This is a genomic window from Arthrobacter sp. MYb227 (assembly GCF_002975435.1).
GTDB lineage: Bacteria > Actinomycetota > Actinomycetes > Actinomycetales > Micrococcaceae > Paeniglutamicibacter.
Window position 1 is genome coordinate 777,885 of record NZ_PCPT01000001.1, and the last position, 25,441, is coordinate 803,325.

The 25,441-nt window shown below is 55.9% G+C and carries 22 protein-coding genes and 1 tRNA gene; 12 read left to right on the top strand and 11 right to left on the bottom strand.

The window, feature by feature from the left end:
- The first annotated feature begins 31 nt into the window (after positions 1-31).
- The 8 genes from CQ018_RS03715 to CQ018_RS03750 all read left to right on the top strand — a co-directional run bounded on the left by CQ018_RS03715 (position 32) and on the right by CQ018_RS03750 (position 6,055).
- The gene (locus tag CQ018_RS03715) at positions 32-523 is read left to right on the top strand and encodes an SseB family protein (RefSeq protein WP_181149705.1); all 492 of its coding nucleotides are present in this window, start codon (positions 32-34) and stop codon (positions 521-523) included.
- Between the two features lie 68 nt (positions 524-591).
- Positions 592-1,074, top strand: a complete 483-nt coding sequence (locus CQ018_RS03720; protein WP_105548577.1) for a cation:proton antiporter regulatory subunit — start codon at positions 592-594, stop codon at positions 1,072-1,074.
- Positions 1,075-1,088: 14 nt separating this feature from the next.
- A complete protein-coding gene (locus CQ018_RS03725; protein ID WP_105548578.1) occupies positions 1,089-2,297 on the top strand; it encodes a cation:proton antiporter in 1,209 nt (402 codons plus the stop codon).
- A 66-nt stretch (positions 2,298-2,363) separates the two neighbouring features.
- Positions 2,364-2,434, top strand: a tRNA-Gly gene (locus CQ018_RS03730).
- Between the two features lie 80 nt (positions 2,435-2,514).
- The gene (locus CQ018_RS03735; protein ID WP_105548579.1) at positions 2,515-3,441 is read left to right on the top strand and encodes an AEC family transporter; all 927 of its coding nucleotides are present in this window, start codon (positions 2,515-2,517) and stop codon (positions 3,439-3,441) included.
- Positions 3,442-3,723: 282 nt separating this feature from the next.
- A complete protein-coding gene (locus tag CQ018_RS03740) occupies positions 3,724-4,554 on the top strand; it encodes an amino acid ABC transporter substrate-binding protein (RefSeq protein WP_105548580.1) in 831 nt (276 codons plus the stop codon).
- A gap of 66 nt (positions 4,555-4,620) precedes the next feature.
- Complete coding sequence (locus CQ018_RS03745; protein WP_181149706.1) at positions 4,621-5,286, top strand: amino acid ABC transporter permease; 666 nt, start codon at positions 4,621-4,623, stop codon at positions 5,284-5,286.
- Complete coding sequence (locus CQ018_RS03750) at positions 5,273-6,055, top strand: amino acid ABC transporter ATP-binding protein (protein ID WP_105548581.1); 783 nt, start codon at positions 5,273-5,275, stop codon at positions 6,053-6,055. The genes CQ018_RS03745 and CQ018_RS03750 overlap by 14 nt, the downstream gene beginning before the upstream one ends.
- 73 nt (positions 6,056-6,128) lie before the next feature.
- On the opposite strand, the gene CQ018_RS03755 is transcribed toward CQ018_RS03750, so the two are convergent.
- Genes CQ018_RS03755 through CQ018_RS03780 form a run of 6 tightly spaced genes read right to left on the bottom strand, consistent with a single transcriptional unit; the run spans position 6,129 to position 12,549 of the window.
- Entirely contained in the window at positions 6,129-7,085 is a 957-nt protein-coding gene (locus tag CQ018_RS03755; protein ID WP_105548582.1) for an ABC transporter substrate-binding protein, read from the bottom strand.
- Positions 7,082-8,488, bottom strand: coding sequence for an NtaA/DmoA family FMN-dependent monooxygenase (locus CQ018_RS03760; RefSeq protein ID WP_105548583.1), 1,407 nt, complete (start codon positions 8,486-8,488; stop codon positions 7,082-7,084). The genes CQ018_RS03755 and CQ018_RS03760 overlap by 4 nt, the downstream gene beginning before the upstream one ends.
- A gap of 13 nt (positions 8,489-8,501) precedes the next feature.
- Entirely contained in the window at positions 8,502-9,584 is a 1,083-nt protein-coding gene (locus CQ018_RS03765) for an LLM class flavin-dependent oxidoreductase (RefSeq protein WP_105548584.1), read from the bottom strand.
- Positions 9,585-9,616: 32 nt separating this feature from the next.
- On the bottom strand, positions 9,617-10,636 hold the full coding sequence (locus CQ018_RS03770) for a transporter substrate-binding domain-containing protein (RefSeq protein ID WP_105548585.1): 1,020 nt from the start codon (positions 10,634-10,636) through the stop codon (positions 9,617-9,619).
- A 45-nt stretch (positions 10,637-10,681) separates the two neighbouring features.
- Positions 10,682-11,482: an amino acid ABC transporter ATP-binding protein gene (locus tag CQ018_RS03775; protein WP_105548586.1), complete on the bottom strand. Its 801-nt coding sequence runs from the start codon at positions 11,480-11,482 to the stop codon at positions 10,682-10,684.
- On the bottom strand, positions 11,479-12,549 hold the full coding sequence (locus CQ018_RS03780) for an amino acid ABC transporter permease (RefSeq protein ID WP_105548587.1): 1,071 nt from the start codon (positions 12,547-12,549) through the stop codon (positions 11,479-11,481). Before CQ018_RS03780 ends, CQ018_RS03775 begins: the two co-directional genes overlap by 4 nt.
- A gap of 347 nt (positions 12,550-12,896) precedes the next feature.
- Between CQ018_RS03780 and CQ018_RS03785 the strand changes: the two genes are divergently transcribed.
- From CQ018_RS03785 to CQ018_RS03800, 4 genes are all read left to right on the top strand, one after another.
- Positions 12,897-14,939, top strand: coding sequence for an FAD/NAD(P)-binding domain-containing protein (locus tag CQ018_RS03785; protein WP_181149707.1), 2,043 nt, complete (start codon positions 12,897-12,899; stop codon positions 14,937-14,939).
- Positions 14,940-14,944: 5 nt separating this feature from the next.
- Complete coding sequence (locus CQ018_RS03790; RefSeq protein ID WP_105548589.1) at positions 14,945-15,448, top strand: GNAT family N-acetyltransferase; 504 nt, start codon at positions 14,945-14,947, stop codon at positions 15,446-15,448.
- Between the two features lie 99 nt (positions 15,449-15,547).
- The gene (locus CQ018_RS03795; protein WP_105548712.1) at positions 15,548-17,299 is read left to right on the top strand and encodes a helicase HerA-like domain-containing protein; all 1,752 of its coding nucleotides are present in this window, start codon (positions 15,548-15,550) and stop codon (positions 17,297-17,299) included.
- A gap of 48 nt (positions 17,300-17,347) precedes the next feature.
- A complete protein-coding gene (locus tag CQ018_RS03800) occupies positions 17,348-18,343 on the top strand; it encodes a hypothetical protein (protein ID WP_105548590.1) in 996 nt (331 codons plus the stop codon).
- Positions 18,344-18,396: 53 nt separating this feature from the next.
- Here the strand turns inward: CQ018_RS03800 and CQ018_RS03805 are convergent, their stop codons facing one another.
- From CQ018_RS03805 to CQ018_RS03825, 5 genes are all read right to left on the bottom strand, one after another.
- Positions 18,397-19,665 (bottom strand): MFS transporter, encoded by a 1,269-nt coding sequence (locus CQ018_RS03805; RefSeq protein WP_181149708.1) that lies wholly within the window; start codon positions 19,663-19,665, stop codon positions 18,397-18,399.
- Entirely contained in the window at positions 19,662-20,156 is a 495-nt protein-coding gene (locus CQ018_RS03810) for a MarR family winged helix-turn-helix transcriptional regulator (protein ID WP_258142381.1), read from the bottom strand. Before CQ018_RS03810 ends, CQ018_RS03805 begins: the two co-directional genes overlap by 4 nt.
- Before the next feature lie 264 nt (positions 20,157-20,420).
- Positions 20,421-22,376 (bottom strand): NHL domain-containing thioredoxin family protein, encoded by a 1,956-nt coding sequence (locus tag CQ018_RS03815; RefSeq protein WP_105548591.1) that lies wholly within the window; start codon positions 22,374-22,376, stop codon positions 20,421-20,423.
- Between the two features lie 131 nt (positions 22,377-22,507).
- Positions 22,508-23,308, bottom strand: coding sequence for a hypothetical protein (locus CQ018_RS03820; protein WP_105548592.1), 801 nt, complete (start codon positions 23,306-23,308; stop codon positions 22,508-22,510).
- On the bottom strand, positions 23,298-25,427 hold the full coding sequence (locus CQ018_RS03825; protein WP_258142382.1) for a bifunctional copper resistance protein CopD/cytochrome c oxidase assembly protein: 2,130 nt from the start codon (positions 25,425-25,427) through the stop codon (positions 23,298-23,300). Before CQ018_RS03825 ends, CQ018_RS03820 begins: the two co-directional genes overlap by 11 nt.
- Positions 25,428-25,441: the final 14 nt, after the last annotated feature.

Here is a 25,441-nt window from a genome sequence, read left to right on the forward strand (position 1 = left end):
CGGTGCCCGCAATATAGACATGCTTGGGTGCATGAGCGAAGAGAACCAGCATTCAAAGACCGAGTCCGCCACCGATGAAAACATCACCGGTACACAGCCACAAACCACCCGTGACATCAATGAACCGATCACCCATTTTGAGATGATGATCCGTGCCGGACAGAACGATCCGGCCCTCAGCGGCCAGGTCATCGCCTCCTTCATGCGGGCCGAGGTCTATTTCCTGAGCCGTGAAAAGGTCACTGGCGAAACCAAAAACGCCCAGCCAATGTTGCTGCAAAATGCTGCGGGGCAGCCGGTCATTGCCCTATTTACCGACCTTTCGCGTATCCCGGGCACCTACATCGATGCCGCACCTTACGGAGTTCAGGTACTCGGGGCCACCATTGCTCGCTCCCTGATTGACACCGGCTTTGTCATTAACCCGGGCCACCCATTGAGTTTTGAGATTGATGCCGAAGGCGTCAAAACCATTCGTGAAGACTTCAATGCCGATGGAACTTTTAAGGGCACCAGCGCCTAACTTCCGCCACGTACTTCGTGGCAACCGTACGTCTCAAAGAACACGCTGAGCAGGCGTAGAGTTGAGGCATGAATTTTGAAGATACCTCGCTGCCCGGCCTCGGTGTCCGGCGTGAAATTACCCTTGCGTCGGGCCGCCGGGTGGGCGTGGTGATCCTGCGTGATGGAACCATGCAATTGATCATTTCCCAACGAGAAGATCCAGATGCGTGCGCTGCGGCAATCCCATTGAGCGTTGAAGAAGCAGGTGCCATTGGGGCGATGCTTGGCGCACCTCAATTGGTCACCCAGCTCACCGACCAACACCGCGATCTACCCGGTGTCAACACCCAACAATTCGTGCTGAGCCACGAAAGCCCGTATGTAAATCAAACCCTAGGCGACACCCACCTGCGTACCCGTACCGGTGCATCGGTTGTAGCAATTTCCCGCAGCGGGAGGGTGTTCCCCTCCCCCACCCCCGGCTTTGAACTCAATGCAGGGGACGTGCTGATCATCGTTGGCACCTCCGCCGGTCTCGAAAACGCCGCCCACCTCATTAACGACGGATAGGCGGACTCCGCGCAATGGATGAGACAGCACTAATTTTGGTTGAATTGGGCGCAGTATTCTTGGGCTTAGGCCTTTTAGGGCGCCTAGCGGCCAAAATTGGGATGTCTCCGGTACCGCTGTATCTTGTCGGCGGACTAATTTTTGGTAATGGTGGAATCATCAACCTTGCTGGCATCACGGAATTTGGTGTCATTGCCAGTGAAATCGGCGTCATATTGCTGTTGTTGATGCTGGGACTTGAGTACACCGCTCGCGAACTTGTCACGGGTCTTAAAAGTTCGTGGCTAGCCGGTGTTGTGGATCTGGTCCTGAACTTTACCCCGGGCGTGGCACTTGCCCTGATCATGGGGTGGGGATTTACCGGGGCACTGGTTCTTGGTGGCGTCACCTATGTTTCGTCCTCGGGCATTATTGCCAAGGTACTTTCGGATCTCGGCCGTTTAGGTAACCGTGAAACTCCCGTAGTCCTCTCCATCTTGGTTCTTGAAGATCTAGCCATGGCCGTCTATCTTCCGGTCCTCACGGCGACACTTGCCGGGCTGAGCTTCCTGGGTGGTTTGCGAGCCGTTGGAATCGCATTGGCAACCATCACCCTTGTCTTGCTGGCTGCGTTGCGCTTTGGTCCACAAATTTCGCGGCTTATACATTCCTCGGACCGAGAAAATTTCCTGCTCAAACTCATTGGTGCGGCCCTGCTGGTGGCCGGACTTGCCTCCGCATTGCAGGTCTCGGCAGCGGTTGGTGCGTTCATGCTGGGCATTGCCATTTCTGGTTCAACAGCACATTCGGCAACCAAGGTTCTTGAACCGCTGCGCGATCTTTTTGCCGCAATGTTCTTCGTTGTTTTTGGGCTCAATACCGATCCAACGACCATCCCCGCAGTATTACCGATGGCCATAGCACTTGCCGTGGTGACATCGCTGACCAAGGTCGCCACCGGTGCTTGGGCCGCCAAACGTGCAGGAATTGGTATTCCGGGTCGCTTGCGCGCCGGCGTTGCCTTGATTGCACGTGGTGAATTCTCGATTGTCATCGCCGGATTGGCCGTTGCTTCGGGAGCCATTACCGGTGAACTTGCGGCTCTGGCAACTGCCTATGTGTTGCTTCTAGCGGTGCTGGGGCCCATTGCCACACGCGTTGTAGAGCCGCTGAGCAAACCATTTCTACGTAGCAAAAAAACACCAATTCCCAGCACCATCGATGACACTCCGCTGATGGATTAGGTTATCTGCCCCTACGTTGGGATATGCTGTTTTAGCCCGGGCGGTCATTAGGCTTCTCGGCGCATCGCGGGCGTAGCTCAATGGTAGAGCGCCAGCTTCCCAAGCTGGACACGCGGGTTCGATTCCCGTCGCCCGCTCGTGATGAGTAAGGACCCGGCCGGTGGCCGGGTCCTTACGCGTTAAGTTTGGCTCAACATGGGGAGAGGGAATCTATTAGATGAGTGGAGTCCTCTCTGGTTTTGCCGTTGTCTGGTCGGTGATTGCCGTTGGCTTCTTGGTGGGAAAAACCGGGGTGCTTGGTGAGAATGCACGCTACGTGCTCAACCGCCTGACCTTCTTTGTGGCAAGCCCCGCGCTGCTATTTACTACCCTTGCCGATTCTGAACCGGCTGCGGTCTTGGGCCCCTATCTTGGGGTTGCAGCAATTTCCTCGGTACTCACCGCCGTGGCATTTGTGGTGCTGACCCGGTGGTGGCTGCGCAGAGACCTGACCGAAACAACGATTGGTGCGATGAGCGCCTCAACGGTGAACTCGGCAAACCTTGGCCTTCCTATTGCTCTGTATGTTTTGGGAAACATGGAATATGCGGCACCGGTGATCCTCTGGCAGCTGGCGCTATTCTCCCCTGTGTGCCTAGCTATCCTTGATGCAAGCACTTCAAGGCATCGGACCACGGTATTTTCCATGCTGAGCCAAACAGCAAAAAACCCCATGATCGTTGGTTCACTTGCGGGCTTGATCTGTGCAGTGTTCGAGGTGCAGCTACCCCAACCGTTGGCCGATCCGATTGAACTCATTGCAGGGGCCTCAATCCCGGCAATGCTCATAGCTTTTGGGATCTCTCTGGTAGGTTCCAAACCGCTCGAAGCCAGCAGCGGCAGGCGCGCCGATACCTTGGTAGCAACAGCCTTGAAACTTGTTTTTCAACCAGTGGTTGCGTGGATGTGCGCCACATGGATTTTCGACCTCAATGAAACAGACACCTTCATCGTGGTGATCATGGCCGCCCTGCCAACAGCCCAAAACATCTTCGTTACTGCTTCACGTTACGAACGTGGAATCATTCAGGCCAAAGACACGGTCCTGCTTACTACCATTGTTGCTGTACCGGCCATGATGTTGGTTCCCTTGCTGCTGACCTAGCCGCGGGTTCCGGAGGATTTTGGTTCCCTAAATTCTCTCTACGCAAAATGGGGAATATTCACAAAACGCCTAGTCATATTCTCTAGACCGCGAAATATGTCTCGACTCGGTACTACCGAGCATTTGCGTTTCGTCTTACTTCGGAACATAACCCTTACGCCGGTGCCATCACCGTGTTAGCGTCGCTTCAAGGTTCACACACCAACGAAAGACCAACACCAGATTCTCTGGCACACGGTGTGCGGAACGAACATCTTGTAAACCGAAGGGAACGTCTTCTCAATGAAGCGCCAAATCATTGCCTTGCTCTCCACCGCTCTGCTCGCCGTCACCATGAGTGCCTGCGGAAACACAGCAACCCCTTCGGCCACTCAAAGTTCAGGTGATTCGGCTTCAACTGCCGGTGGGCTAACCCTGCAGCAGGTCAAGGATGCCGGCGTGCTGAAGATCGGCACCGAGGGTACCTACAAGCCGTTTTCCTTCCATGAAGGCGGAACCGGCCCGCTGACCGGATTCGATGTAGAAATCGCCACGGCAGTCGCCAGTAAACTGGGCGTCGAGGCCAAGTTTGAGGAAACCCAGTGGGACGGAATCTTTGCCGGCCTCCAGGCCGGACGCTTCGACACCATCTTCAATCAGGTTTCCATCACCCCCGAGCGCAAGGACAAATACCTCCTCTCCACCCCCTACACGGTGAGCACCGGGGTGATCGTGACCAAGTCTGACAACACCGATATCACCTCCTTTGCCGATCTCAAAGGCAAGACCACCGCGCAGTCACTGACCAGCAACTGGAACACCATGGCCAAGGATGCCGGAGCCAACGTCCAAGCGGTCGAGGGCTGGGCCCAGGCCGTCACCTTGGTTAAACAGGGGCGTGTTGATGCGACAATCAACGACAAACTGACCTACTTGGATTCGCAAAAGACTAAGAATGATCCGGGCATCAAGATCGCGGTCGAAACCACAGAGAAGTCCGAGAGCGCCGCGGCCTTCCGCACCGGCAGCGAAGACCTAGTCAAGGCCGTGGACTCGGCACTAAAAGAATTGAGCGCCGACGGAACACTAGCCCAGATCTCCGAGAAGTACTTCGGTGCCGACGTCACCAAGTAGGTTCCAGCTCTCCGGCTCTCCGGCCTCGGACGCCCGGAACATCTTTCCTTCCAAGGAGAATTATCAATGAACATTGATTGGAACTTGTTCCTTGAGTCCTTCTGGCCCATCGTACGCGGAGGACTGCTCGGAACCATTCCGCTGGCCTTGATCAGCTTTGTTCTGGGCCTTGCCATTGCCCTACTCATGGCACTGATGCGGCTAAGCACTAACCGCGTGGTGTCGTTCATCGCCCGGGCCTACATCTCGGTGATCCGCGGAACTCCCCTGTTGGTCCAGCTATTTGTGATCTTTTACGGTCTGCCGTCCATAGGTTTCACCATCGATCCGTGGCCCAGTGCCATCATCGCGTTTTCGCTAAACGTCGGCGGATACGCCGCCGAGGTCATCCGGGCAGCGATCCTGTCGGTGCCCAAAGGTCAGTGGGAAGCCGGCTATACCATCGGCATGTCCCGCACCACGACGCTGCGTCGGCTGATCCTGCCCCAGGCAGCCCGGGTTGCGGTCCCGCCACTGTCCAATACATTTATTTCACTGGTGAAGGACACCTCGCTGGCATCGGTGATCCTAGTGACCGAACTCTTCCGCAAGGCCCAGGAAATTGCGGCATTCAGCCAGGAATTCATGCTCATCTACACCGAGGCAGCCCTCGTCTATTGGGTTATCTGTCTGGTGCTCTCCACCGGCCAATCGCGTCTGGAAGGACGGCTCGACCGCTATGTCGCACACTAGACCCTCAGCAGACACCCCCGAACTGCTGCGTGCCGACGGCCTGCAAAAAAGCTTCGGAACGCATCAGGTCCTCAAATCCATCGACCTGGCCGTACGCAAGGGCGAGGTCCTGGCACTCATTGGCCCCTCCGGGTCGGGCAAAACCACGGTGCTACGCTGCCTCAACGGCCTTGAAATCCCCGACGCCGGATCCGTGTCCTTCGAGAGTGGCCCTGCCGTCACCTTTGATTCCGCCACGACGCAGAAAAAGGCGCAAGTCTTGCGCACGCGAAGCGCCATGGTCTTCCAGAACTACAACCTGTTTCCACATAAAACGGTTCTTGAAAACATCATCGAGGGACCCGTACAGGTTCAAAAGCGTAAGAAGAGCGAGGCAATCACCGAAGCTACCGAGCTTTTAGACCGAGTTGGATTAGCCGAAAAACGTGATGCCTACCCGCACCAGCTCTCCGGAGGACAGCAACAGCGTGTGGGAATTGTGCGAGCACTTGCGCTGAAACCATCATTGCTGCTTTTTGATGAGCCAACGTCGGCGCTTGACCCGGAACTGGTCGGTGACGTCCTGCGCGTGATCAAGGAATTGGCCGATGAGGGTTGGACCATGGTTTTGGTGACTCACGAGCTTGCTTTTGCCCGCGAGGTTGCCGATGAGGTGGTCTTCATGGATCAGGGTGTTGTTGTTGAACGAGGTCACCCAGATATTGTTTTGCGAGCCCCCCAAAATATCCGCACTCAACAATTCGTCCATCGGCTCCTTAACCCCTTCTAACTTCTACTCATTTTGTTTCACCACGTGGTGGGTACCCGGCTTCGGGTACCCACCACTGTTTTACTCCCCCTGACTAATCCTTGAGCCCCTCTGGATTAAGCTCAGAAGCCTCGATGCTTTCATCGCCCAAGGACCACTTATCCAAAATTTCCTGATACAGCCCCGCATCGATCAACCCATCGATACCGGCTTGGGCAGCCTCGGCAAGTCCACTATCTTTGCGTACGGTCAGTCCAATATTTGCTGTCTGTGGCCACCCACCTGGCAAGAGGCCCACCAAACGAGTCTTTGAATCGGTGACTGCCTTATACGCTCCCGTAGCGTTGGGACCAAACGAAGCATCTGCCCGCCCTGAATTCAAGGCAATGGTCGCCAACGAATCATCGTCGTAGTACTGGAAATCTACTGCTTTCAGGCCCTTCGCCTTATTTTCTTCATCCGAAGCCAGCAAGATCTTTTCTTGGTTAGTTCCCGAGCCAACAACGATCCGTAGCCCGGAAACATCCTTGGGTTCGGAAATCTTAGTGATTTTTGAATCCTTGGGGACATAGAAACCAAGCTTGTCCTCACGGTATGTTGCAAAGTCGTATTTCTTCTTCCTCGCTTCGGTCACGGTGATATTGCTTGCCATTGCCTCATACTTGCCCGTTTCCAGCCCCAACGGCCAATCGGCCCACGCCACCGGAATAAGTTCGGGTTCAAGGCCGAGGCTTTGCGCCACGCCAATAGCAATATCGGCTTCCGACCCAATGACAGTTTTATTATCTGTGGCAAAAAGCATCAGTGGAGCGGACCCCGGAGCCACAGCAATGCTCAGTTTCCCGTCCTTCTTGATACTTTCGGGAACGCGGCCCAGCGCAGCTGGGACCGGATCTGCGGGTGTGCGGTGTTGTTCGGGGCTCAGATTGAATCCGCTAGGTTCTTTGGCTGCTGCAGCACTCTGAGTGGTTCCCGGATCCGAGCATCCGCTCAGACTCAGTGCCAGCACCAGTGACGTGGTTCCCCAGGAGAGCGTCGAGACGCTTTTCATACGGCAACCTCAATCCAGGTATTTCCGTTCTTGCGGGGCAATGTTGAAGTCTCGGGCCTAGCCAGGCCCAGGTTTTCACGCAACGTTTGCCCAGCATATTCACTTGGATAGATCCCGCGTTCCTGTAATTCGGGAACCAAATGGTTAACCACGTCATCAAGCCCCGTCGGGACTAACCATGGAGTGATATTGAAACCATCGACCGCCCCACTTGCGGCATATTCTTCGAGGCGTTCGGCGACCTGGGTATAGGAACCAACAAAAGAACCGCCCACCCGGCCCGACTTTGCCCTCACAAATTGCAGAACATTTAGTCCTTCGTCGCGGGCTTGTGCACGCCAGGCGCGAGTCAGTTCAATGGCCTTGGCATTCTGGAATCCACTACCTCGGGTGACATCGGAGGCGATGATCTGTGGATCAAAGTCCGGCAACGGACCTTCGGGATCCAGTTGAGTCAATGATTGGCCCCAGAACTGTTCAAGATACGCGATGGCCTGTTGCGGCCCGATCTGATGCTCTTTGACCCACCATTGTTTTTCGACGGCTTCTTGTGGCGTTGGAGCCAAGATGAATTCTGCACCGGGCATGATCTTCACAGCACCGACAGGTCTACCGGCCTTCAGGGTGCGTGCCTTGATATCTTCCCTAAAGGTTTTGGCTGCCTCCAGCCCACCGTGTGCCGAGAAAATAACATCTGCCTGACGTGCAGCAAAATCCCGGCCTTCGGCCGAATCCCCAGCTTGGAATAGTACCGGGCGCCCTTGGCTGCTGCGCGGCAGCCGCGAGGTGTAGCGAATTGAATAATGTTGACCTTGATGCACCACGGGATCCGGATGCTGCCCGGTCAACCAGGCTTCAGCTTTGGCGTCGCGTGCAATCGATTCTGTTCCCCACGAGTCCCATATGCGCTTGGCAAGCTTAACGAAGTCTTCGGCATGGGTGTACCGATCTTCGTGAGCTAGATATCCACCGCGGCGGAAGTTCTCCCCGGTCCAGGAATTATCGGTTGTGACAATGTTCCAGGCTGCACGCCCACCGGAGATCAAATCCAGTGAGGCTAGTCGGTGTGCCAGATCTGCTGGATCGTTATAAGTGGTGTTCTGTGTTGCCACCAATCCAATGTTCTTGGTGACAGCCGCCAGCGCCGCGAGCATGGTTTGCGCATCGGGGCGTCCGGCAACATCTAGGTCGTGGATCTGTCCCAGGTGTTCACGTAGCCGCAGTCCCTCGCCAAGGAAAAAGGCGGAGAAGATTCCGCGTTCGGCGGTTTGGACGAGCCTGCGGAATGATGCAAAGTCGGTTTGTGAGCCGGCCTCCGGTGTTTTCCAGACGGTACTTGAATTCACGCCTTGGAAGAAGACTCCCAAGCGCAACTGATGCTTGGTGTTCTGTTGACTACTCATGCTGGATTCTCCTTTAGATGGCGTTTGTTGCGAGATGGGCGAACTGGTTTTTGGCAGGTGGTAGTCCAAAAGTGCTACGCAGCGTGGCACCGGTTGAAAGATCTGCCAATAGGTTTGTGCTGCGAAGCGCGGGAAGGACTAGCTCCGAGAATTCGGCGGCATCGATCTCTAGCGTTGCCGGGTGTAAGCGCACCCCGGCCACCAGCGGCAGTAAGGAACGCAAATATGTGATGAGCTCTTCGGCGCTTCCCACAAAACGAGCGCGCTCACTATCCCAGTTTTCCCAAGCATTGAGTTGAGCTAAGCGGGAGGCTGCAGATTCCCCTGCAGCGTCAAGAACAAATTCAAGTTCTGCAATTCGAGCACCCGCTGAGGCACCTGTGGCAGTCAGTAATTGGTCAAGATCTGGTGCAGTGAAAAGTACAGCGTCGTGTCCTTGGGTGGCAAGTGTTTCGGGCACTAGCACCGGCAACTGACCCTGGATCGGGCGTGGGCTGATGGCTGGCCCTTTTACCGAGAAGCGGTTTCCAATGAAGTCCGTATAGTGCAACTTGGTTCTATCCAGATAGCGGCCTGTTGCTACATCCTTGATCACCGCATCGTCTTCCCAGCTGTCCCACAGGCTGCGCGAAACACGCACCACATCCGCAATCTCGCCGGCGAGCTGTTCGACGGCAAGCGCATCACGTCCAACGGCAGCACCTTGTTGCTCGGTGCCTTCGGCTAGGACAATCCATCCGGCACGACCACCGGAAATCGAGTCCAGCCCGGCCAATTGGGTGGCAAGGTGGAATGGCTCGGTGTAAATCGCATCAATGACCGGAAGCAAACCAATGCTGTGAGTCACCGCTCCCAGATAGGCCGCACGTTGGATCGCATCAAGGCCTCCCCTAGGTCCTTGAACGGCAACCGCTCGCGAATCTTGAAAGCTCACGGCATGGAAACCCTCCGATTCGGCACTGAGCACCACGCGGGCAAGCCGCACAATATCTAGGGCGTTGCTGGGGTTTTCTTGGTAGCGCCACGCTGCCGGATGAGATCCGACCCCGTCAGCTTCAAGGATCAGCAACGAGTCGCTCCTATCGTGTGTACTCATGTTTTCGTCTCCTTTACTCGGGTGAAACCGGGTTAGTTGCCTGTGTAGTTTTCCTTGGTGACAGCATTCGATGTGGGGATTGCTTCCTCGCTCAGACCCCAGCGATCCAAAACCTTGGCATAGCTGCCCTCCTCGATCAAGGAATTAATAGCTTCGGAGATTGGTTCGGCTAACCCATTACCTCGTTTAGAAGTTGCGGCGACCAACGTTTCATTGGGCCAGCCAGCATTGATCTTGCCGACAACTTTGGTGTCATCACGGGTGTGTTCGCGGTACACGGTGGTGGGGTAGGGAGCGAAGTTTAGATCCACGCGTCCCGAAGATAGTGCCAGGATGGTATCGGCGTCCGAGGAATAGTAGGCAAGTTCTGCCGGCGTCTTTCCGGACTCGGTCAGTTCCTTGTTCCAGGCGATCAGGATCTTTTCCTGATTGGTTCCGGCTCCCACCGAAACCTTTTTGCCGGAAATGTCTTTAGCCCCGGCAACGTTTCCAGCAAAGTCTTTCTTCGCTTCAAATCCCATATAGGCTGCCCGGTATGAGGCAAAATCATATTTTTTGATTCGTTCGGTGTTGATTCCAACATTGGAGAAGACCACTTCAACCGCCCCCGAATCTGTCTGCAGTGGCCAGTTTTCCCAGCTTGTCAGTTTCAAATCCAGCTCAAGGCCGAGTTTGTCGGCGACCAATTGAGCGATATCAGTTTCGGTGCCGATCAACGTGGAGTTATCGCTTGCGTGGAAGGTCAGCGGAACAGAACCGGCACTGGTGGCAACGGTGAGTTTGCCATCGTGAGCGATGAGTGCAGGAACGTTTGCGGCGAGTTTTTTATCCTTGGTTGAGCGGATACGATCCTGCTCTGGTGCGGTGTTGTATGAAACGGTGCCTTGCCCTTCGATGCTTCCCGCAGTGGGATTTTGCGCATTGGCTGTTGTTGTGGGATCGGCGCAGCTAGCTAATCCGAGGATTAATGCCGCGGCCAGACCCAGCGCCGCAGCATTCTCGAGCGTAACGATCTTGGTCTGAGTTACCGGTAGTTTTGGAGCTGTGTTCATGGTGCGAGTCCTTGCGTGTTTTGGGGTGCTGTGCCCGAGCATTGGTTAAAGGTGGAAGGCCGGTTCGATGACCTTGGAAAGGAAATCCTTGGTGCGTTGGTGTTGTGGGTCGCCAAAGATTTCTGCTGGGGTGCCTTCCTCAACGAGGTATCCTCCATCCATAAAGACCACTCGGTCAGCAACGTCTCGGGCAAAGCCCATCTCGTGGGTGACAATAATCAGCGTCGTTCCGTCGTCGGCGAGCGCTTTGATGACATCGAGCACCTCGCCTACCAGTTCCGGGTCTAGCGCCGAGGTTGGTTCATCAAAGAGCACTACCTTGGGGTTCAAGGCGAGGGCTCGTGCTATTGCTACTCGTTGTTGTTGTCCCCCGGAGAGCTGTCGTGGATAGGCATCGGCTTTTTCCGCCAGTCCCACGCGTTTGAGCAAGTTCATTGCTTGTTCTATGGCTTGGGAACGGTTCTGACCTTGGGCATAAATTGGTGCTTCAATGATGTTTTCTAGGGCGCTGAGATGCCCGAAAAGATTGAAGTTTTGAAAGACCATGCCCACCTCGGTGCGTTGGCGCAGGACCTCTTTTTCACGTAGTTCTTGGAGTTGGTAGCCACGAATCCTGTAGCCGATCAGCTCCTCATCAATGCGGATGACTCCGCTATCAAGCTTTTCTAGGTGGTTGATGGTGCGCAGCAATGTTGATTTTCCAGATCCTGAGGGACCCAGAATTGCGACGACTTCACCGGGGTTGATGGTGAGGTTGATGCCTTTGAGTACTTGGTTGGTGCCAAAGGATTTGTGGACGTCCCGGATGGTGACCAGCCCGCGGGTGGTTTTGGTGGTGGTGCTCATCGGGTTCCAATCGTGTTTTGGGTGCGGAGGGTGAAGAAGCGGCGCAGCTTTTGTAGCGGTGTAAGGGGCAGAGTGCGTACTGCTCCCTTGGAGTAGTGGCGTTCGATGTAGTACTGGGCTACCGAGAGCACGGAGGTGATCGCGATGTACCAGCAGGTGGCCACCAGCAGTAGCGGCAAAACCTGTTGGGTTCGGGCGTAGATGACTTGGACCGTGTAAAAGAGTTCGCCGTAGGCAAGTACATAAACAATTGAGGTGCCCTTGACCAGGCCAATGATTTCGTTGAAGGCCGTGGGAAGGATGGCGCGCATAGCTTGTGGCAGCACGATTCTTGTGGAGCGACGCCACGGTGGAATGCCCAATGCCGCAGCGGCTTCGAGTTGTCCTTGGTCAACCGAGAGGATTCCGCCGCGAATAATTTCGGCCGAGTAGGCTGCCTGATTCAGTGTTAGCCCCAATACTGCTGCGGCAAATTGGCTGATCAAGGTGGTGGTGTTGACTTCAAAGAAGGTGATTGAGGTAAAGGGGATGCCCAAAGAGATTTTCTCGTAGAGGTATCCGAGGTTGTACCAAAGCAGCAGTTGGACCAGCAGCGGGGTGGATCGGAAGATCCAGGAGAAGGTCCATGACACCGAGGAGAGCAGTGGGGAGTCGGATAAGCGCATGAGCGCCAAGACGAATCCGAGGACAAAGCCCAAAGCCCCACAAATGAGCGTCAGTTTCAGGGTTTCGCCCAACCCACGGATGACAGACTCGGCGGTGAACCATTGGGCAACGACGTTCCACTCCCAGCGTGGATTGGTCACTAACGAATAAAGAATCGCTGCCAACACGATGCCTACTACTACTGTGCCAATCCAGCGACCCGGGTGGGCAGCCGGAATAATACCCGGGCGCAGTGCCGCATATTCAAGCCCGGTGGAAGAACCAGAACCCGGACGATCCGTTGGGTCTTTGGTGTTCTCGGTGATGGGCTGCTCTGCTATCTTGTGCGGCTGTGACCTTTGGTCCTGCTCATCATCTTGTTTCGATGCGCTTAGCTCTGTGGTTTGCTGTGCGGCACCCATGTGCCACCTCCTTCACGAATTTTCCGGATCAGGCCGGCAGGGAGTTAAGAAGTTCAGCGTGCTCCGCTGCCTTCTAGAAACCTCACGTTAGATCCCCGCGCGAACCGCGTTCAAACGCTGCTCCTTCGAAGGAAACCTCTCGCCATGCGAAGCAATATTGGTGCCTTGTGCCCCGTTTCAGATGACGAGTTATGACGTTGGGTGACACGGTGTGGCACAACTTAACGGTTCGTGACAGTAGTGCTTTCATAACCCGAATTTCGGCACCTAACCTGAGAACAAATTGCCGCAAGTGTTACGTCGAGACAACGAGCAACATGCGTCTACGCCATCTAAAGGAGACTCTTATGGGACGTCTTTCGAACCTTGCTGGTTTCCCCCAGCACCACACACCAACAACCGTGTTGTTTGTCGGCGGCGGCCCACGAGCAGCCCTGGTACTTGAGCGCCTCATTGCCAATCGCAATGCCGGCCCCCAACCACCACTGCAGGTCCATCTTGTCGATCCCTACCCGGTAGGTGCCGGAAGAATCTGGCGTACCGAACAATCGGGGCTGCTGAAGCTGAACTCAATGGCCATGGATGTGAGCATGTTTACCGACGAATCCGTTCAATGCGCTGGTCCCCCCATACCCGGGCCTTCCCTGTGGGAGTGGGTCTGCCAGCTACGTGCCGGATCGCATCGGCAAAGCGCCGCCGCCATCAGAGCCGATACACCCGAACTTTTGACCGAGATCACAGCACTGCGGGCCGATAGTTTTCCCACGCGCAGATTACAAAGCCATTACCTACAGTGGTTCTTTGAACGCATTATCGCTACAAAGGATCCGCACCTGCACGTAGAGTTTCATCGGGATACGGTGAGCAATATTCTAGAAAGTGACATCGGAGATCGGCACCTCATCGAGGTGGCCTCGGGGCAACACTTGAGCGCAGATATCGTGTTGCTGGCGCAAGGCCATGTTGAGGCTCGGCCTAATTCCGTATCGCTGGCTCTTGAAGCCGCCGCTGCCAAAGACCCCGAACGATTGACCTATATTCCTCCGGCCTACACAACAGATAGTGACTTTACGAAGTTGAAACCGGGACAAGACGTGCTGGTCTCCGGCATGGGGCTGGCATTCGTTGACCTCTTTGTGCTGCTCACCGAAGGACGTGGTGGATGCTTCGATCGGCAGGCGGATGGCACCTTGAGGTATGTGCCATCGGGTCGCGAGCCACGCTTACTTGTCGGTTCGCGGCGCGGTGTTCCCTACCGATCCAAGATTCGAGGATCCCTTCAGGGAACAACGGGTGCCGGGCAACGGTTCCTCACCCGCCAAGCAATCGAAGAGCTCCTGCTTAGCCATTCGCTACTCGATTTTCGTGCTCATCTCTGGCCCTTGGTGGCCAAGGATGCTGCCTATTCCTATTACCGAGAATTATTCACTGCCCATCCACACCGAGTGACCTTGAGCTGGGAAGAATTCGAAGAAGGCTTTGCACGGGTGGATTGGTACAGCCGCGAACGCAGCGACCTAGAGATCCTGGCCATTCCTGAGGCACGCTACAGGCTCGATTTTGAGGCATTGGATCATCCATTTGCCACAACACGGTTCACCGATGCCACCCACATCCATGAAACGATCGTGCAGCACATCGACTCCGATCTTCGGTTACGCGATTCCGGTGAGCATTCGGAAACACTGGGACTTTTCATGGGATTACTTGGCAGCTATATGGCCTTGGGTCAGGTGGTGAAACTCGATGAGCTAACACCCACCGGTCGAGTGGATCTTTCTGGCTGGTGGCATGGATTCTTTAGTTACGTGGACTCTGGTCCACCGGCAGATCGTCTACACCAGTTGCTTGCTTTAGAACGCGTGGGGCTCATCCGGTTCTTGGGACCTGACGTTAGATTTGGTTTTAACGAACAGAGCGGGAAATTCGCGGCCGTGACGGCATATGGTGGGGACCCCGTGAGTGCTCATGCGTTAGTCGAGGCACGCCTGCCAACTCCGAGCCTTGCTACCACCGCTGACCCTCTGCTTGCGGCTCTGAGCCGCCGCGGAATTATTAGCCAAGAATCTTCAGATAGCACAAAAATCCGGGTTGATGCTTGCCATCGGATCATTGACCGCGCAGGTAAGACTCGTCCCTGGCTTTTCGCCGTGGGAGCAGGGGTTGCGGGATTCAGTGCCGGAGCATTCTCGCGTCCTCATTCAAATGCTGCTCCCTTTCGCGATTCCGATGCCTTGGCACGAGAAATCCTTTCCGCGGTCTCCCAGGCGGGTGCACAGCTCGAACCCACTATGCGTCCCGAGAGCCATGCCGTGTTCTCTCGTGCACCACAGCTTTCGGCTATTGCCTTGCTGGCAAGCCTAGATTCCGTTCACCGATACTTAGGATAGTTCCCATGAACCCCGCTACATGCTCCGGTGGCCTCCGCACGGAAACTATCAGCGTTTCTCTCGATGATCCGCGTGCCCTTCCACTCCTGGAAGGTTTGAGCGCGGAGTATGAGGCTCGTTATGGAAACCGTTTTGGCGGCACCCAAAAAGAAATGTTTCGCTACCCGGCAGCAGATTTTCGGGCACCCCGCGGTGCCTTGTTATTACTGCAAAGTGCCGGACAGATTATTGCCGGCGGAGCATTTCGATTACACGATTCTGGCGCTGCAGAATTCAAACGCATTTGGACGCATCCGCAATTTCGTCGGCAGGGACTGGCCCAAAAGGTGCTTATTGCCTTGGAAGATGAGGCACGGGCGCTAGGTTACGACCGGATCTATCTGACCACCGGACCACGGCAGCCAGAGGCAGTTGGCTTATATTTACGCACTGGTTTCACCCCACTTTTTGATCTTGCTGCCGATCCCGACACCCTTGGGCACCTGCCCTTTTCCAAATCGTTGAACTAGTCAAATATACGTACACGATTATGTGACAACGTTGCTGCACAAAAACAGAATATGGCGTGCCCCAGCAGGGAAAACCATCTTCGGTCGTAGGCTATGACCATGGCGAAAATGACACCGGCTCAGCATGTAGAAACCATCACCGCAGGCTACTCATTTGAGGGTCTTGCAATTCATTTGGGTGCGGCACTCGTCGATGACCAGCTCTATCCCGAGGCACAGGTTCGTTTACCCGTCCGCATGATGAACCGTCATGGGCTTGTTGCCGGCGCCACGGGCACCGGTAAGACCATTACCCTGCAGCTCATGGCCGAGCAACTTTCCGGTCATGGAGTTCCGGTCTTCCTTGCCGATATTAAGGGAGATTTGACTGGGCTCTCTACCCCGGGAACAGCCACCGAGAAACTAAGCGCCCGCACGGCCTCGGTGGGAATGGATTGGTCGGCGAAGTCATTTCCCGTCGAATACTTCTCCCTAGGTGGGGACGGGGTCGGAGTACCGATTCGTGCCACGATTTCCTCGTTTGGTCCATTATTGCTTTCCCGGATCATGGAGCTTAATGAAACCCAGGAATCATGCTTACAACTGATCTTCCACTATGCGGACACTAAAGATCTTGAGCTCTACGATCTCAAGGATTTACGCGCCGTCATTCAATTCCTGACAAGTGATGAGGGCAAAGCCGAACTTGAAAACCTTGGTGGGGTTTCCAAGGCAACCGCTGGTGTCATTCTGCGTGAGCTTGTCACCCTCGAGGCCCAAGGCATGGGCGGATTCTTTGGCGAACCAGAATTTGAGACCTCGGAACTCTTGCGCATTGCACCCGATGGACGCGGTGTTATTAGTTGCCTTGAGCTTCCAACGCTCATGGAAAAACCAGTGCTCTTCTCCACCTTCATGATTTGGCTATTGGCCGACCTGTTTTCTGAACTTCCAGAAGTCGGAGATCAAGAAAAACCCAAACTTGTTTTCTTCCTAGACGAAGCCCACCTGCTCTTCCGTGGTGCCTCAAAGGCATTCCTAACCTCCATTACCACCACGGTGCGTCTCATCCGGTCCAAGGGCGTTGGGGTTTTCTTCGTGACCCAGACTCCCAAGGATGTTCCCTCAGATGTCCTTGGACAATTGGCTAATCGGGTACAGCACGCACTGCGCGCCTTCACCCCTGATGATGCCAAGGCCCTGAAAGCAACGATCTCTACCTTCCCTACCAGCAACTACGACCTCGAGGTGGCCCTGACACAGGCTGGCACCGGTGAAGCAGTGGTCACGGTAATGAATGAAAAGGGCGCACCAACACCCGTTGCGTGGACGCGTATGTGGAGCCCGGAGTCAACAATGGGGCCATCCAACCCCGAAACCGTAAACACCATCATCAAGGAATCCGCACTGCTGCAGGCCTATGGAACGGCAGTTGACAGGGAATCTGCCTTCGAGAAGCTGAACTCGGTTAAAGCTGTCGCACCTTCGTTGGCTCCCGATGCTGCAGCTCAGCTTCCAGGTGTTGCGCTGCCAGTTCCTACCGGTGGGTCGGTGGGGGGCCGTATTCCGGGGGCCGGGCAAACTCAGTCCGATATTGATGCAGAGGCTCGCAGGATTGAAGAATCAATTCTCGGCAAGCCCTCCTCGCTTCCCTCAACATCGCCCGGTCCCGGTGCCGCGGATTATTCAATGCCCGATTTCGAAGTGCCCCAGGCCACCCAGAAGACCGGTACGACCAAGAAACGGAGCACTCCCCCGGCCCCCGTACAACCGGATAATCCCCTGCTTGATATGGCATTGCAGGCTGCTAATGCGATTGGAAGCGAACTACTCCGGGGTATGTTCGGTACCAAGAAACGCAGACGCCGCTAGATCATCAGCGTTCAAGATACTCCAATTTTCCCGGTAGCCTAGAGCATTATGAGCGAACGACTATCCCCAACACGGGTCGCTGCCATCTGGGCAGCGACCTTAGTGTTGTTGGCCGTGGCTGCAGTTTCAGTCATCACTCTTGTCAACCACAAGGTATTTGGTCCTGGACAGCTGGTTAAACAACTACATGCACAATTGGTTGCCGGTGATGGAGCCAAAGCCTTGGGATTACTCCAGGCCACCGTGCCCAAGGGCAACGCTCTCTTACTTGATGGTCCGGGGCTCCGGGCCGCAAGTGCGGATATCAGAGACTTCACCATTGGTTCGCCCGAATCAATCGCCGGAACCGAGAATACAGTGGTGGTGCCCACCAGCTACACGGTCCATGGAGTGGAACAACATACCAACTACCAGCTGCGCTCAACTGGGCGCCAATGGTTGTTCTTTGACCAATGGGAGTTTGTCCCTTCAACATTGCCGACCGTTCAAATTTCGGCAAATACCACAAATGAAGTGAGCATCAATTCACTTCCAGCACCGCTGACTAAGGGTTCGGCAGTTGTCCCGGTTTTTGCTCCGGCGGTAATTAATACGGGCTTTAAAACCCCTCATTTTGCCGCGTCTTCCCGAGGCCTTGTGGTGACCGATCTTGCAGCAAAAGGCACCAAGGTGAAGCTACGCACCGAACCTACCAAGACCCTGCTTGATGAGGTCAACAAGCAGATCAATACATATCTAGATACGTGTGCAAGCCAGCAGGTGCTCATGCCAGCGAACTGCCCCATGAGTTATTCAACGTCTGCTCGAGTGCACTCGGATTCCATTCATTGGAGCATTCTCGATTATCCATCCGCAGAAGTAGTTTCCTATGATGGTGGCTGGGTGCTCAAGCCACTGACGGTGAAAACCCATTTGGATCTTACCGAACAAAATCTACGCACCGGTGCATATACCGAAAAGTCCGTTGACGATTCTTTCGGTTTTACGGCTGTCCTGAAGGTCAGTACCACGAAGGTACGGGTCACCCCGGTGGCCAGCGAGTAGCGATTATTCTCTCGAATGGTGCATCGAGGCGACGCACCACCTGCGCAAGGTTTTTAGTGGCCGAATGAGGGAACTAGGCGGTAGCCGGCCTGTTTCAGTTCGGCTCGCGTGCGTGGCTTGCGGTGACGTTGATGCAACACAATCGCCACGGCAATGAGTCCAGCAATCAGCGAAATGATGGCTCCGCCACCGACCGACCAACGCGCACCAAACTCGGTTCCCAACCAACCGACAAGTGGTGCACCGATCGGCGTGCCACCCTGGACTACTACCACGTACAGTGCGATGACGCGTCCGCGGTAGGCCGGATCGACCCCAAGTTGGATGGTGGTGTTCGCGCTATTGAGGAAGGTCAACGACGCCAACCCCACAGGAACCATCATCACCGCGTACCAGAAGAACGTTGGCATAACGCTGGCAATGATTGCTGCAATACCAAAGCCCACCGCGCCACCGAGCAAATAGCGCAACCGAGGCTTTCCACGTCGCGCCGCCAGCAGTGCACCGCCAAGGGTGCCAATTGCCATAATGGTGCCAAGTAGTCCGAATTCTCCTGCGCCTACACCAAAGATATCCGTTGCCATCATGGCGTTGGTGAGCTGGAAGTTCAGTCCAAAGGTTGCGATCATAAACGCCAGCCCAAAGATCATCAAAAGGTCAGGGCGTTTGAGCACATAGGCGACGCCCTCCTTGATCTGCCCCTTTTCGCGTGTGGCCAGGGTGACCGGTTGGAATTGTTCGGCGCGCATACGGACCAGTGAGAAGATCACTGCAACAAAGCTTGCGGCGTTGATCAAGAATGCTGGGGCTGTGCCGAAAGCGGCAATGAGCAGGCCCGCGACTCCAGGTCCGGCAAGGCGTGCCAGGTTGAATGAGGCACTATTTAGTGCCACGGCGTTTGGCAGTTCCGAGGACGGGACAAGTTCGGAGACGAAGGCTTGACGTGCGGGTGCGTCAAAGGCGCTGGCAAGACCAAGGCCCAACGCCAAGACGTAGACATGCCAGAGCTGCGCGGTTCCGGTGGCGACCAAGATGCCAAGGCACAGGGCAAAGAATCCCATGGCGCTTTGGGTGATGACAAGGAGCTTGCGTTTATTCATGCGGTCCGCGAGGACACCGGCGAATGGGCCAAGGAAAAGAATGGGGAGGAATTGCAACCCGGTGGTGATACCGGCGGCGGTTCCATCGTGGTTGGTCAGCACCGTGAGGACAAGCCAGTCCTGGGCCACGCGTTGCATCCAGGTACCAATGTTGGAGACTAAGGCTCCGGCGGTCCACAGACGGTAGTTGGGGATCTTCAGTGCGCTAAACATTTTGCTCATGCTGCACTCATTTCTTGCAGCAGTTCAGCTGCGCGGGCCAAGGTCATGCGGTCTTGTTCGTCGAGTTGATCGATGCGGCGAGCCAGCCATGCTGTGCGTTGTCCACGGGCTTGTACAAAGGTGTGGGTACCTTCGGCGCTAATTTCGATCAGTACTTGGCGTGCGTCTTGGGTGTTTGCGGCTCGAGTCACCCAGCCGGCTTCGGTGAGGTTCTTGATGATGCGGGTCATTGAGGGGGCCGCGATTTGTTCGCGTTGGGCAAGTTCCCCAATAGTGTGCTTCTGCTGACGTAGTGCTGCCAGCACCGAGTACTGGGCAGGGGTTAGCGTTTCGGAGCTTGATTCAAGACGTAGTCGCCTCGAGGTTTTCATGACAGCTACGCGTAGTTCGGCTGCCAGGTCTCCGGGTAGGGTACTTAGCGAATTGGCTTCGTCGGGTTCTGCGTTGTTCGTTTCATTCTCGGTTTCGTTCACTCGATCCGGTGCGTTCACGGATCCTCCTTGGTGCACCACCTAGGCTGCGGGCGGCGTCTTGGGTTTCGACCTCATTAGTTACTTAGCATTGCTAACAATACTTTGGTCGGAATATTCCCGCCATAATCGCGGTCACATACCCCCGATAGGTTTTGGTGAAACACCTAACGTTCTTCGCATAGCAAAGGCCCTCTGGGTCCAATCTCACCGATTTGGTTCGGTGTGATCGGACCCAGAGGGCCACGTGCCGCGTTTCAACTATTCTTGCTGCTCAGCACATTTTTAGTCCATGCCGCGCAAATCCAAGACCAATTCGCTTTCGCCCTCGGCATCGATCACTACCGGGATTCCCCAGTCCTGCTGGTACAGGTGGCAGGCCGCATGATCCGGGATCTCGCCTCCGGGCTCACCATCACAGGCAGCGGCGCGAGCGGTAATGTGTAGCACGCCCTCGGTGATCTGCGGGTTCAGTTCCAGGGTGCGCTGCAACCCGGTGGAGGTGCCAGCACCGGCAAGCAGTAGCTCCTCCGGTGACGAGGAAATTTTCAGCTGAGTTGGGTCTCCCCAACGATCATCAAGTTTCTGCCCCTTGGGAGCCGAGAAACGCACCGTAAGCTCATGGTTCCCGGCGGTCACCTTGGTCTTGGGACGCTGGGTTTGTGCCGCTCCCTCATCAACATTCAGGGCTTCCTTGGGCAATGGCAGGCGCACCAACTGATGGTTATTTGTCTCAACAACCAGCAATACCGGCTCGCCCTCCACCGAGGCATCAAGCTGCACATCTGCCGGTTCATTGAGACCGCGTGCCAGCGTACTGACGCTCCTGGTCGCCGGGTCATAGCGGCGCACGGCACCGTTGTAAGTATCGGCAATGGCGATCGAACGATCGGGCAATACTGCAACACCCAGTGGGTGCTGCAGGCGCGCCTGACTCGCTTCACCGTCACGGAAACCAAAGTCAAAGAGGCCGGCACCAATCACGGATTCTACCGAGGCAACACTTCCATCATCGGCAAGGACAAGGCAGCGCAACGCCGAAGTCTCCGAGTCGGCAACCCAAATATTGCCATCCTGATCCGCGGCAAGACCCGAGGGCTGAGCAAACCAGCTCTCCCCCGGAGCTCCGTCGGCAAGACCCTCTAACCCGGTACCGGCAAAGACGCGCACCGCCTGGGTCTGCGGATCAAAGGAGAAAATCTGGTGGGTTCCGGCCATGGCAACAATTACTGCCTGAGCCTTATCACTCCATAGGGCATCCCACGGGGAAGAAAGCGAGGTGCCCAGCGGATCGGTGCCCAGCTCGCTGATCCATTCTTCCGAATCATCACTTGCATCGGCAGCCGCACGTGCCTGATCGGCATCCAGCAGACGTTGAACGCCATTGCCTACAAGCGTCCCAACAATCCCTGTTTCAAGGTTCAGCGAACGCAGACGGTGGTTCACCGTATCTGCGATCACAGCATGATAGCCAAGCTGTGTTGCAAGGTCGGTTGGTAGCAGGGTCAAACCCTGTGGTTCGTTGAACTGTGCGTTTGAAGCATCGCCATCGGCAAAACCTTTCACCCCAGACCCAAAGGTGCGTACCACCGTGGATAGGTCGTTGCCCAGTTCCACGATGCGGTGGTGACCCGAATCGCCAACGAGGAAGTTACCGTTCTCCAGGGCCACTGCCTTGCCCGGGAAACGTAAATCTCCTTCGCGTGCCGGAGGAGCCACGTAGGGGCCATCGCCGCGGTGCAATGTGCCCTTTTCGGTGTGTTCGGCGATCAGTTCATCAATGAGCGATTCAAGACCACTTGCATGTCCCTCACCGGAGAGGTGGGCAACGATGTATCCTTCGGGGTCAACTACCACGAGCGTTGGCCAGGCGCGGGCCGCGTAGGCCTGCCAGGTGACAAGCTCCGGGTCATCGAGCACCGGGTGTTCAATCTCGTAGCGTTCCACGGCTGCGGCAAGCGCCACCGGATCTGCCTCGTACTCAAACTTTGGTGAGTGGACACCAACGGTGACCAAGACATCCGAGTACTTGGCTTCGATGGGACGTAATTCATCGAGCACGTGCAGGCAGTTGATACAGCAGAAGGTCCAAAAATCTAGGATCAGAATCTTGCCACGTAGGTCCTCAAGGGCCAATTGTTTGCCACCGGTATTCAACCAGTTTCTACCCACTAGTTCGGAGGCACGAACCTTATAGGAGGTGCGAACCGAGTCGGTTCCGGTGTTCGAGGGCGCTGTCATGGGGGGGTACTCCTTGAGCTTGTCGGCTGACGCTGTTGCTACATACCATTATCCCAGCATTAGCCCCGGTAACCCGACATCGTGACCCGATGCTACTTTTTCTGCTCGGGTCACACAGGCCATCAGAGCTTTTAGCGGGCCTGAGCCAGCGCTGCATTGAGAATTTCGGCAGCCATCTGCGTAAATTCGAGAGCTTGGAGACCATCAAGGGCGATGAAGGAAACCATCGCCACATAATCGCCCTTGGTTTTCACCAACACAAGAGCTTGCTGACGCATTGCGTGGCCCGGGTTGGCCCGAGTCCACAGAATTGAGGAGTCAGCCTGATCATCCTTGACCGCCGGTTTCTGGGCGGTGAATGGGACAGTATCGGTTTCTACATGCAGGGAAATTTTCTTGCATTCGGTGAGCATGCGCAGCACCGTTGCATAGTGAGCCTCAAGCGCCGGCTTATCGGTAATCTTTGCAACCTCTACGGAACCCGTGGCGGCAATCTTGTCGTTAATAAAATCGGTGCGGGCCCCCTCGGCGCCCATTTGCACGGGAGACCAGTTCAGCGACTCAATGACTTCCGAGCACTGGGAGGGGATCACCACAACACCGTTGAGTGAATCGGTGGGAGCCGACTTCAGTGCCTCGAGTTCGTCGCCCTCGATCATGCGGGCCTTATCAAAGCCCAGCCGTGCTGCCATGGAAATTCCCGAGGCAACGGCAAGCTGCGAAACATTCAGCTCCGTCTCATCAGTGGGCGCGGCGCTTACGGACTTACCATCGCTGCTGGCTGATGCGGAGGCGCTGTTGCTGGGCAAGGGAGCATGCCCCTCGGGTAGTTCGCCTGCCTTGGGTGCCGCCGCACAACCGGCAAGCAGCAGCCCCAGGGACGCAGTCAGGGCAAGTGCGCGCAGAGCACCGATCTTTCTCTTAACGGCCACGTCGTTCGATCTCCTGATCATGTTGTTTCAATTCGGCAAACATTGCATTGTAGGCGGCAAGTTCGGCATCATTGTCGCGGTCGGCCTGCCGGTCCTGACGTTTAGATTCCTTGGCATCATCCCGGCTCCAGGAAACCATCACGCCCAGGGCCAACATCAGTGTTGGAACTTCGCCAATGCCCCACATGGCGGCGGCTCCCATGCGCTGATCCTCAAGGGCCGAATCTCCCCATGGCCGGCCCAAGTTACCAAACCAGTCGGCCTGAATCAGCGACGTTGAACCCATCAGCGAAACACCGTAGAACGCATGGAAACTCATGGTCGCCAGCAGAATCACCAGGCGCAGCGGATAGGCTGCCCGGCGCGGCACCGGGTCCGCACCGATCATGCTCAGCGCAAAGAGGTACCCGGTAATCAAGAAGTGTACGTTCATCATTTCGTGGCCCACATGCTGGCGCAGGGCAAAACCAAAGATATCGGTGTTGTAGAAAATAATGATTGATCCGGCAAAGTTTGCCGCGGCAAATAGCGGGTGGGTGATGACGGCCGAGTACTTCGAATGAATCAGCGCAAGGATCCATTCACGTGGCCCCCGGGTGCCATCGGTACGTGAGGGTAATGCCTTCAGGGCCAGCGTGACCGGGGAACCAATGACCATGAACAACGGTGCCACCATGGTCAATGCCATGTGATCGACCATGTGAATGGAGAAAAGTACCTTGCCGTAAACGGCCGGAGCACCGGAGGTGATGTAGAACAGCGCGGTCAGGCCAACCAGCCAGGACACCATGCGCATGATGGGCCATTTGTCCCCCCGTCTGCGGACCTTGATGGTGGCCATAATGTAGAGCACCGCAAAGAAGAAGATGACTGCTACCCACAACCAGTCAAGGCGCCAGACGGTCAACCAACTACTGCCAACCAGTTCCGGGGGCAGATCGTAGCCACTGAGCAGTCGTGCCGGGGACGGCATTTCCGGCGGGGTGTCCGGGGTTGGTGGTGAGGTACGGGCAAGAACCGTGCCCAGGGACATCACCACGGCCATCAAGATGGCCTCAAAACCCACAACCTGCCAGGCCGCCCGCAAGACGGAGAAGGTTCCCTGTTCAAGGCGAGGGATCACATAGTTTCGGTGTGCGAGCCCCAACGCACCAAGGCCAAGGGTCAATACGGTCTTGGCAATGACCAGCCACCCATAGGGACTATTGAGCTGGTCCCAGCTGGTGATGCGAATCGTTGCGCTGACAATTCCGGATCCGGCAACCAAAATAATGGAAATCGTTGCCACTGCGGAGAACCTACGCAGGACGGTTCCGGCAAGCACCGGAACCGTTTTTTTGTATCGTCCCGGAGCCTTGTTTTGTAGCAGCGGGGCCAACGCGGCCAGCACCCCGATGCCACCGAACCAGAAGGAAACACCAACAAGGTGTAGTCCCATGGCGTTGACTGCCCCCCAGTGATCATCTCCGCCGGCTGCGTGACCAATCAGCGATAGTGGCAGCACGCTCACTAGGGAGAAAGCCGCTGCGGTGCCCACCCAGGCAGGTGAGCGCACACCAAAGGCAAGCGAGGAAGTAATTGCGGCAATGACGATCATCCAGGCCCAGGCTCGACCGATGGAAATCTCCATGACAAAGTCGAGCATTGCTGCCGTGTAGGTTGAGTCAAAGCTCATGGGCTTACCCACCAGGTCCCAGAAGCTAAAGACCAAAACTGCAGCAGCGGAGACGGTCCAGACCATGCCGGTGGCAGCGGCAAGGTTCATCGCACGAATGAACGCCGGGTGGGGTTTACCGCCATCGGTATCGTGTTCGCCCGCTGCCGGACGTTTGGGTTTAGTTGAACGGGGCAGGATTGCTGCGGCAAAGACCAACGCGGCAATGGTGATTGACATTGCCGAGTGATGCAAGGTCTTGGCGATGGGTAGGGCCCAGCGGATAAACGCTCCCGGATCACCAAGCTCACTGGGGGCAGCGGTGCCGGCAAAGATACTTGAAACGACTATGGCAACCAGCCCCAGCACGATTGCGGGAAGGGTCAACAGTGGCCAAATTCGGCCAGCTGAACCCCCGGCAGTTTGAGTAACTTCCCGGAGTTCGGTGTTCTGTGATTTGTTCACGTCGTCCTTTCAAC

What these genes read in the sequence shown, in the direction of transcription:
- CQ018_RS03715 (WP_181149705.1), top strand. Translation starts at nt 32, where the DNA reads ATGAGCGAAGAGAACCAGCATTCAAAGACCGAGTCCGCCACCGATGAA.
- CQ018_RS03720 (WP_105548577.1), top strand. Translation starts at nt 592, where the DNA reads ATGAATTTTGAAGATACCTCGCTGCCCGGCCTCGGTGTCCGGCGTGAA.
- CQ018_RS03725 (WP_105548578.1), top strand. Translation starts at nt 1,089, where the DNA reads ATGGATGAGACAGCACTAATTTTGGTTGAATTGGGCGCAGTATTCTTG.
- CQ018_RS03735 (WP_105548579.1), top strand. Translation starts at nt 2,515, where the DNA reads ATGAGTGGAGTCCTCTCTGGTTTTGCCGTTGTCTGGTCGGTGATTGCC.
- CQ018_RS03740 (WP_105548580.1), top strand. Translation starts at nt 3,724, where the DNA reads ATGAAGCGCCAAATCATTGCCTTGCTCTCCACCGCTCTGCTCGCCGTC.
- CQ018_RS03745 (WP_181149706.1), top strand. Translation starts at nt 4,621, where the DNA reads ATGAACATTGATTGGAACTTGTTCCTTGAGTCCTTCTGGCCCATCGTA.
- CQ018_RS03750 (WP_105548581.1), top strand. Translation starts at nt 5,273, where the DNA reads ATGTCGCACACTAGACCCTCAGCAGACACCCCCGAACTGCTGCGTGCC.
- CQ018_RS03755 (WP_105548582.1), bottom strand. Translation starts at nt 7,085, where the DNA reads ATGAAAAGCGTCTCGACGCTCTCCTGGGGAACCACGTCACTGGTGCTG.
- CQ018_RS03760 (WP_105548583.1), bottom strand. Translation starts at nt 8,488, where the DNA reads ATGAGTAGTCAACAGAACACCAAGCATCAGTTGCGCTTGGGAGTCTTC.
- CQ018_RS03765 (WP_105548584.1), bottom strand. Translation starts at nt 9,584, where the DNA reads ATGAGTACACACGATAGGAGCGACTCGTTGCTGATCCTTGAAGCTGAC.
- CQ018_RS03770 (WP_105548585.1), bottom strand. Translation starts at nt 10,636, where the DNA reads ATGAACACAGCTCCAAAACTACCGGTAACTCAGACCAAGATCGTTACG.
- CQ018_RS03775 (WP_105548586.1), bottom strand. Translation starts at nt 11,482, where the DNA reads ATGAGCACCACCACCAAAACCACCCGCGGGCTGGTCACCATCCGGGAC.
- CQ018_RS03780 (WP_105548587.1), bottom strand. Translation starts at nt 12,549, where the DNA reads ATGGGTGCCGCACAGCAAACCACAGAGCTAAGCGCATCGAAACAAGAT.
- CQ018_RS03785 (WP_181149707.1), top strand. Translation starts at nt 12,897, where the DNA reads ATGGGACGTCTTTCGAACCTTGCTGGTTTCCCCCAGCACCACACACCA.
- CQ018_RS03790 (WP_105548589.1), top strand. Translation starts at nt 14,945, where the DNA reads ATGAACCCCGCTACATGCTCCGGTGGCCTCCGCACGGAAACTATCAGC.
- CQ018_RS03795 (WP_105548712.1), top strand. Translation starts at nt 15,548, where the DNA reads ATGGCGAAAATGACACCGGCTCAGCATGTAGAAACCATCACCGCAGGC.
- CQ018_RS03800 (WP_105548590.1), top strand. Translation starts at nt 17,348, where the DNA reads ATGAGCGAACGACTATCCCCAACACGGGTCGCTGCCATCTGGGCAGCG.
- CQ018_RS03805 (WP_181149708.1), bottom strand. Translation starts at nt 19,665, where the DNA reads ATGAGCAAAATGTTTAGCGCACTGAAGATCCCCAACTACCGTCTGTGG.
- CQ018_RS03815 (WP_105548591.1), bottom strand. Translation starts at nt 22,376, where the DNA reads ATGACAGCGCCCTCGAACACCGGAACCGACTCGGTTCGCACCTCCTAT.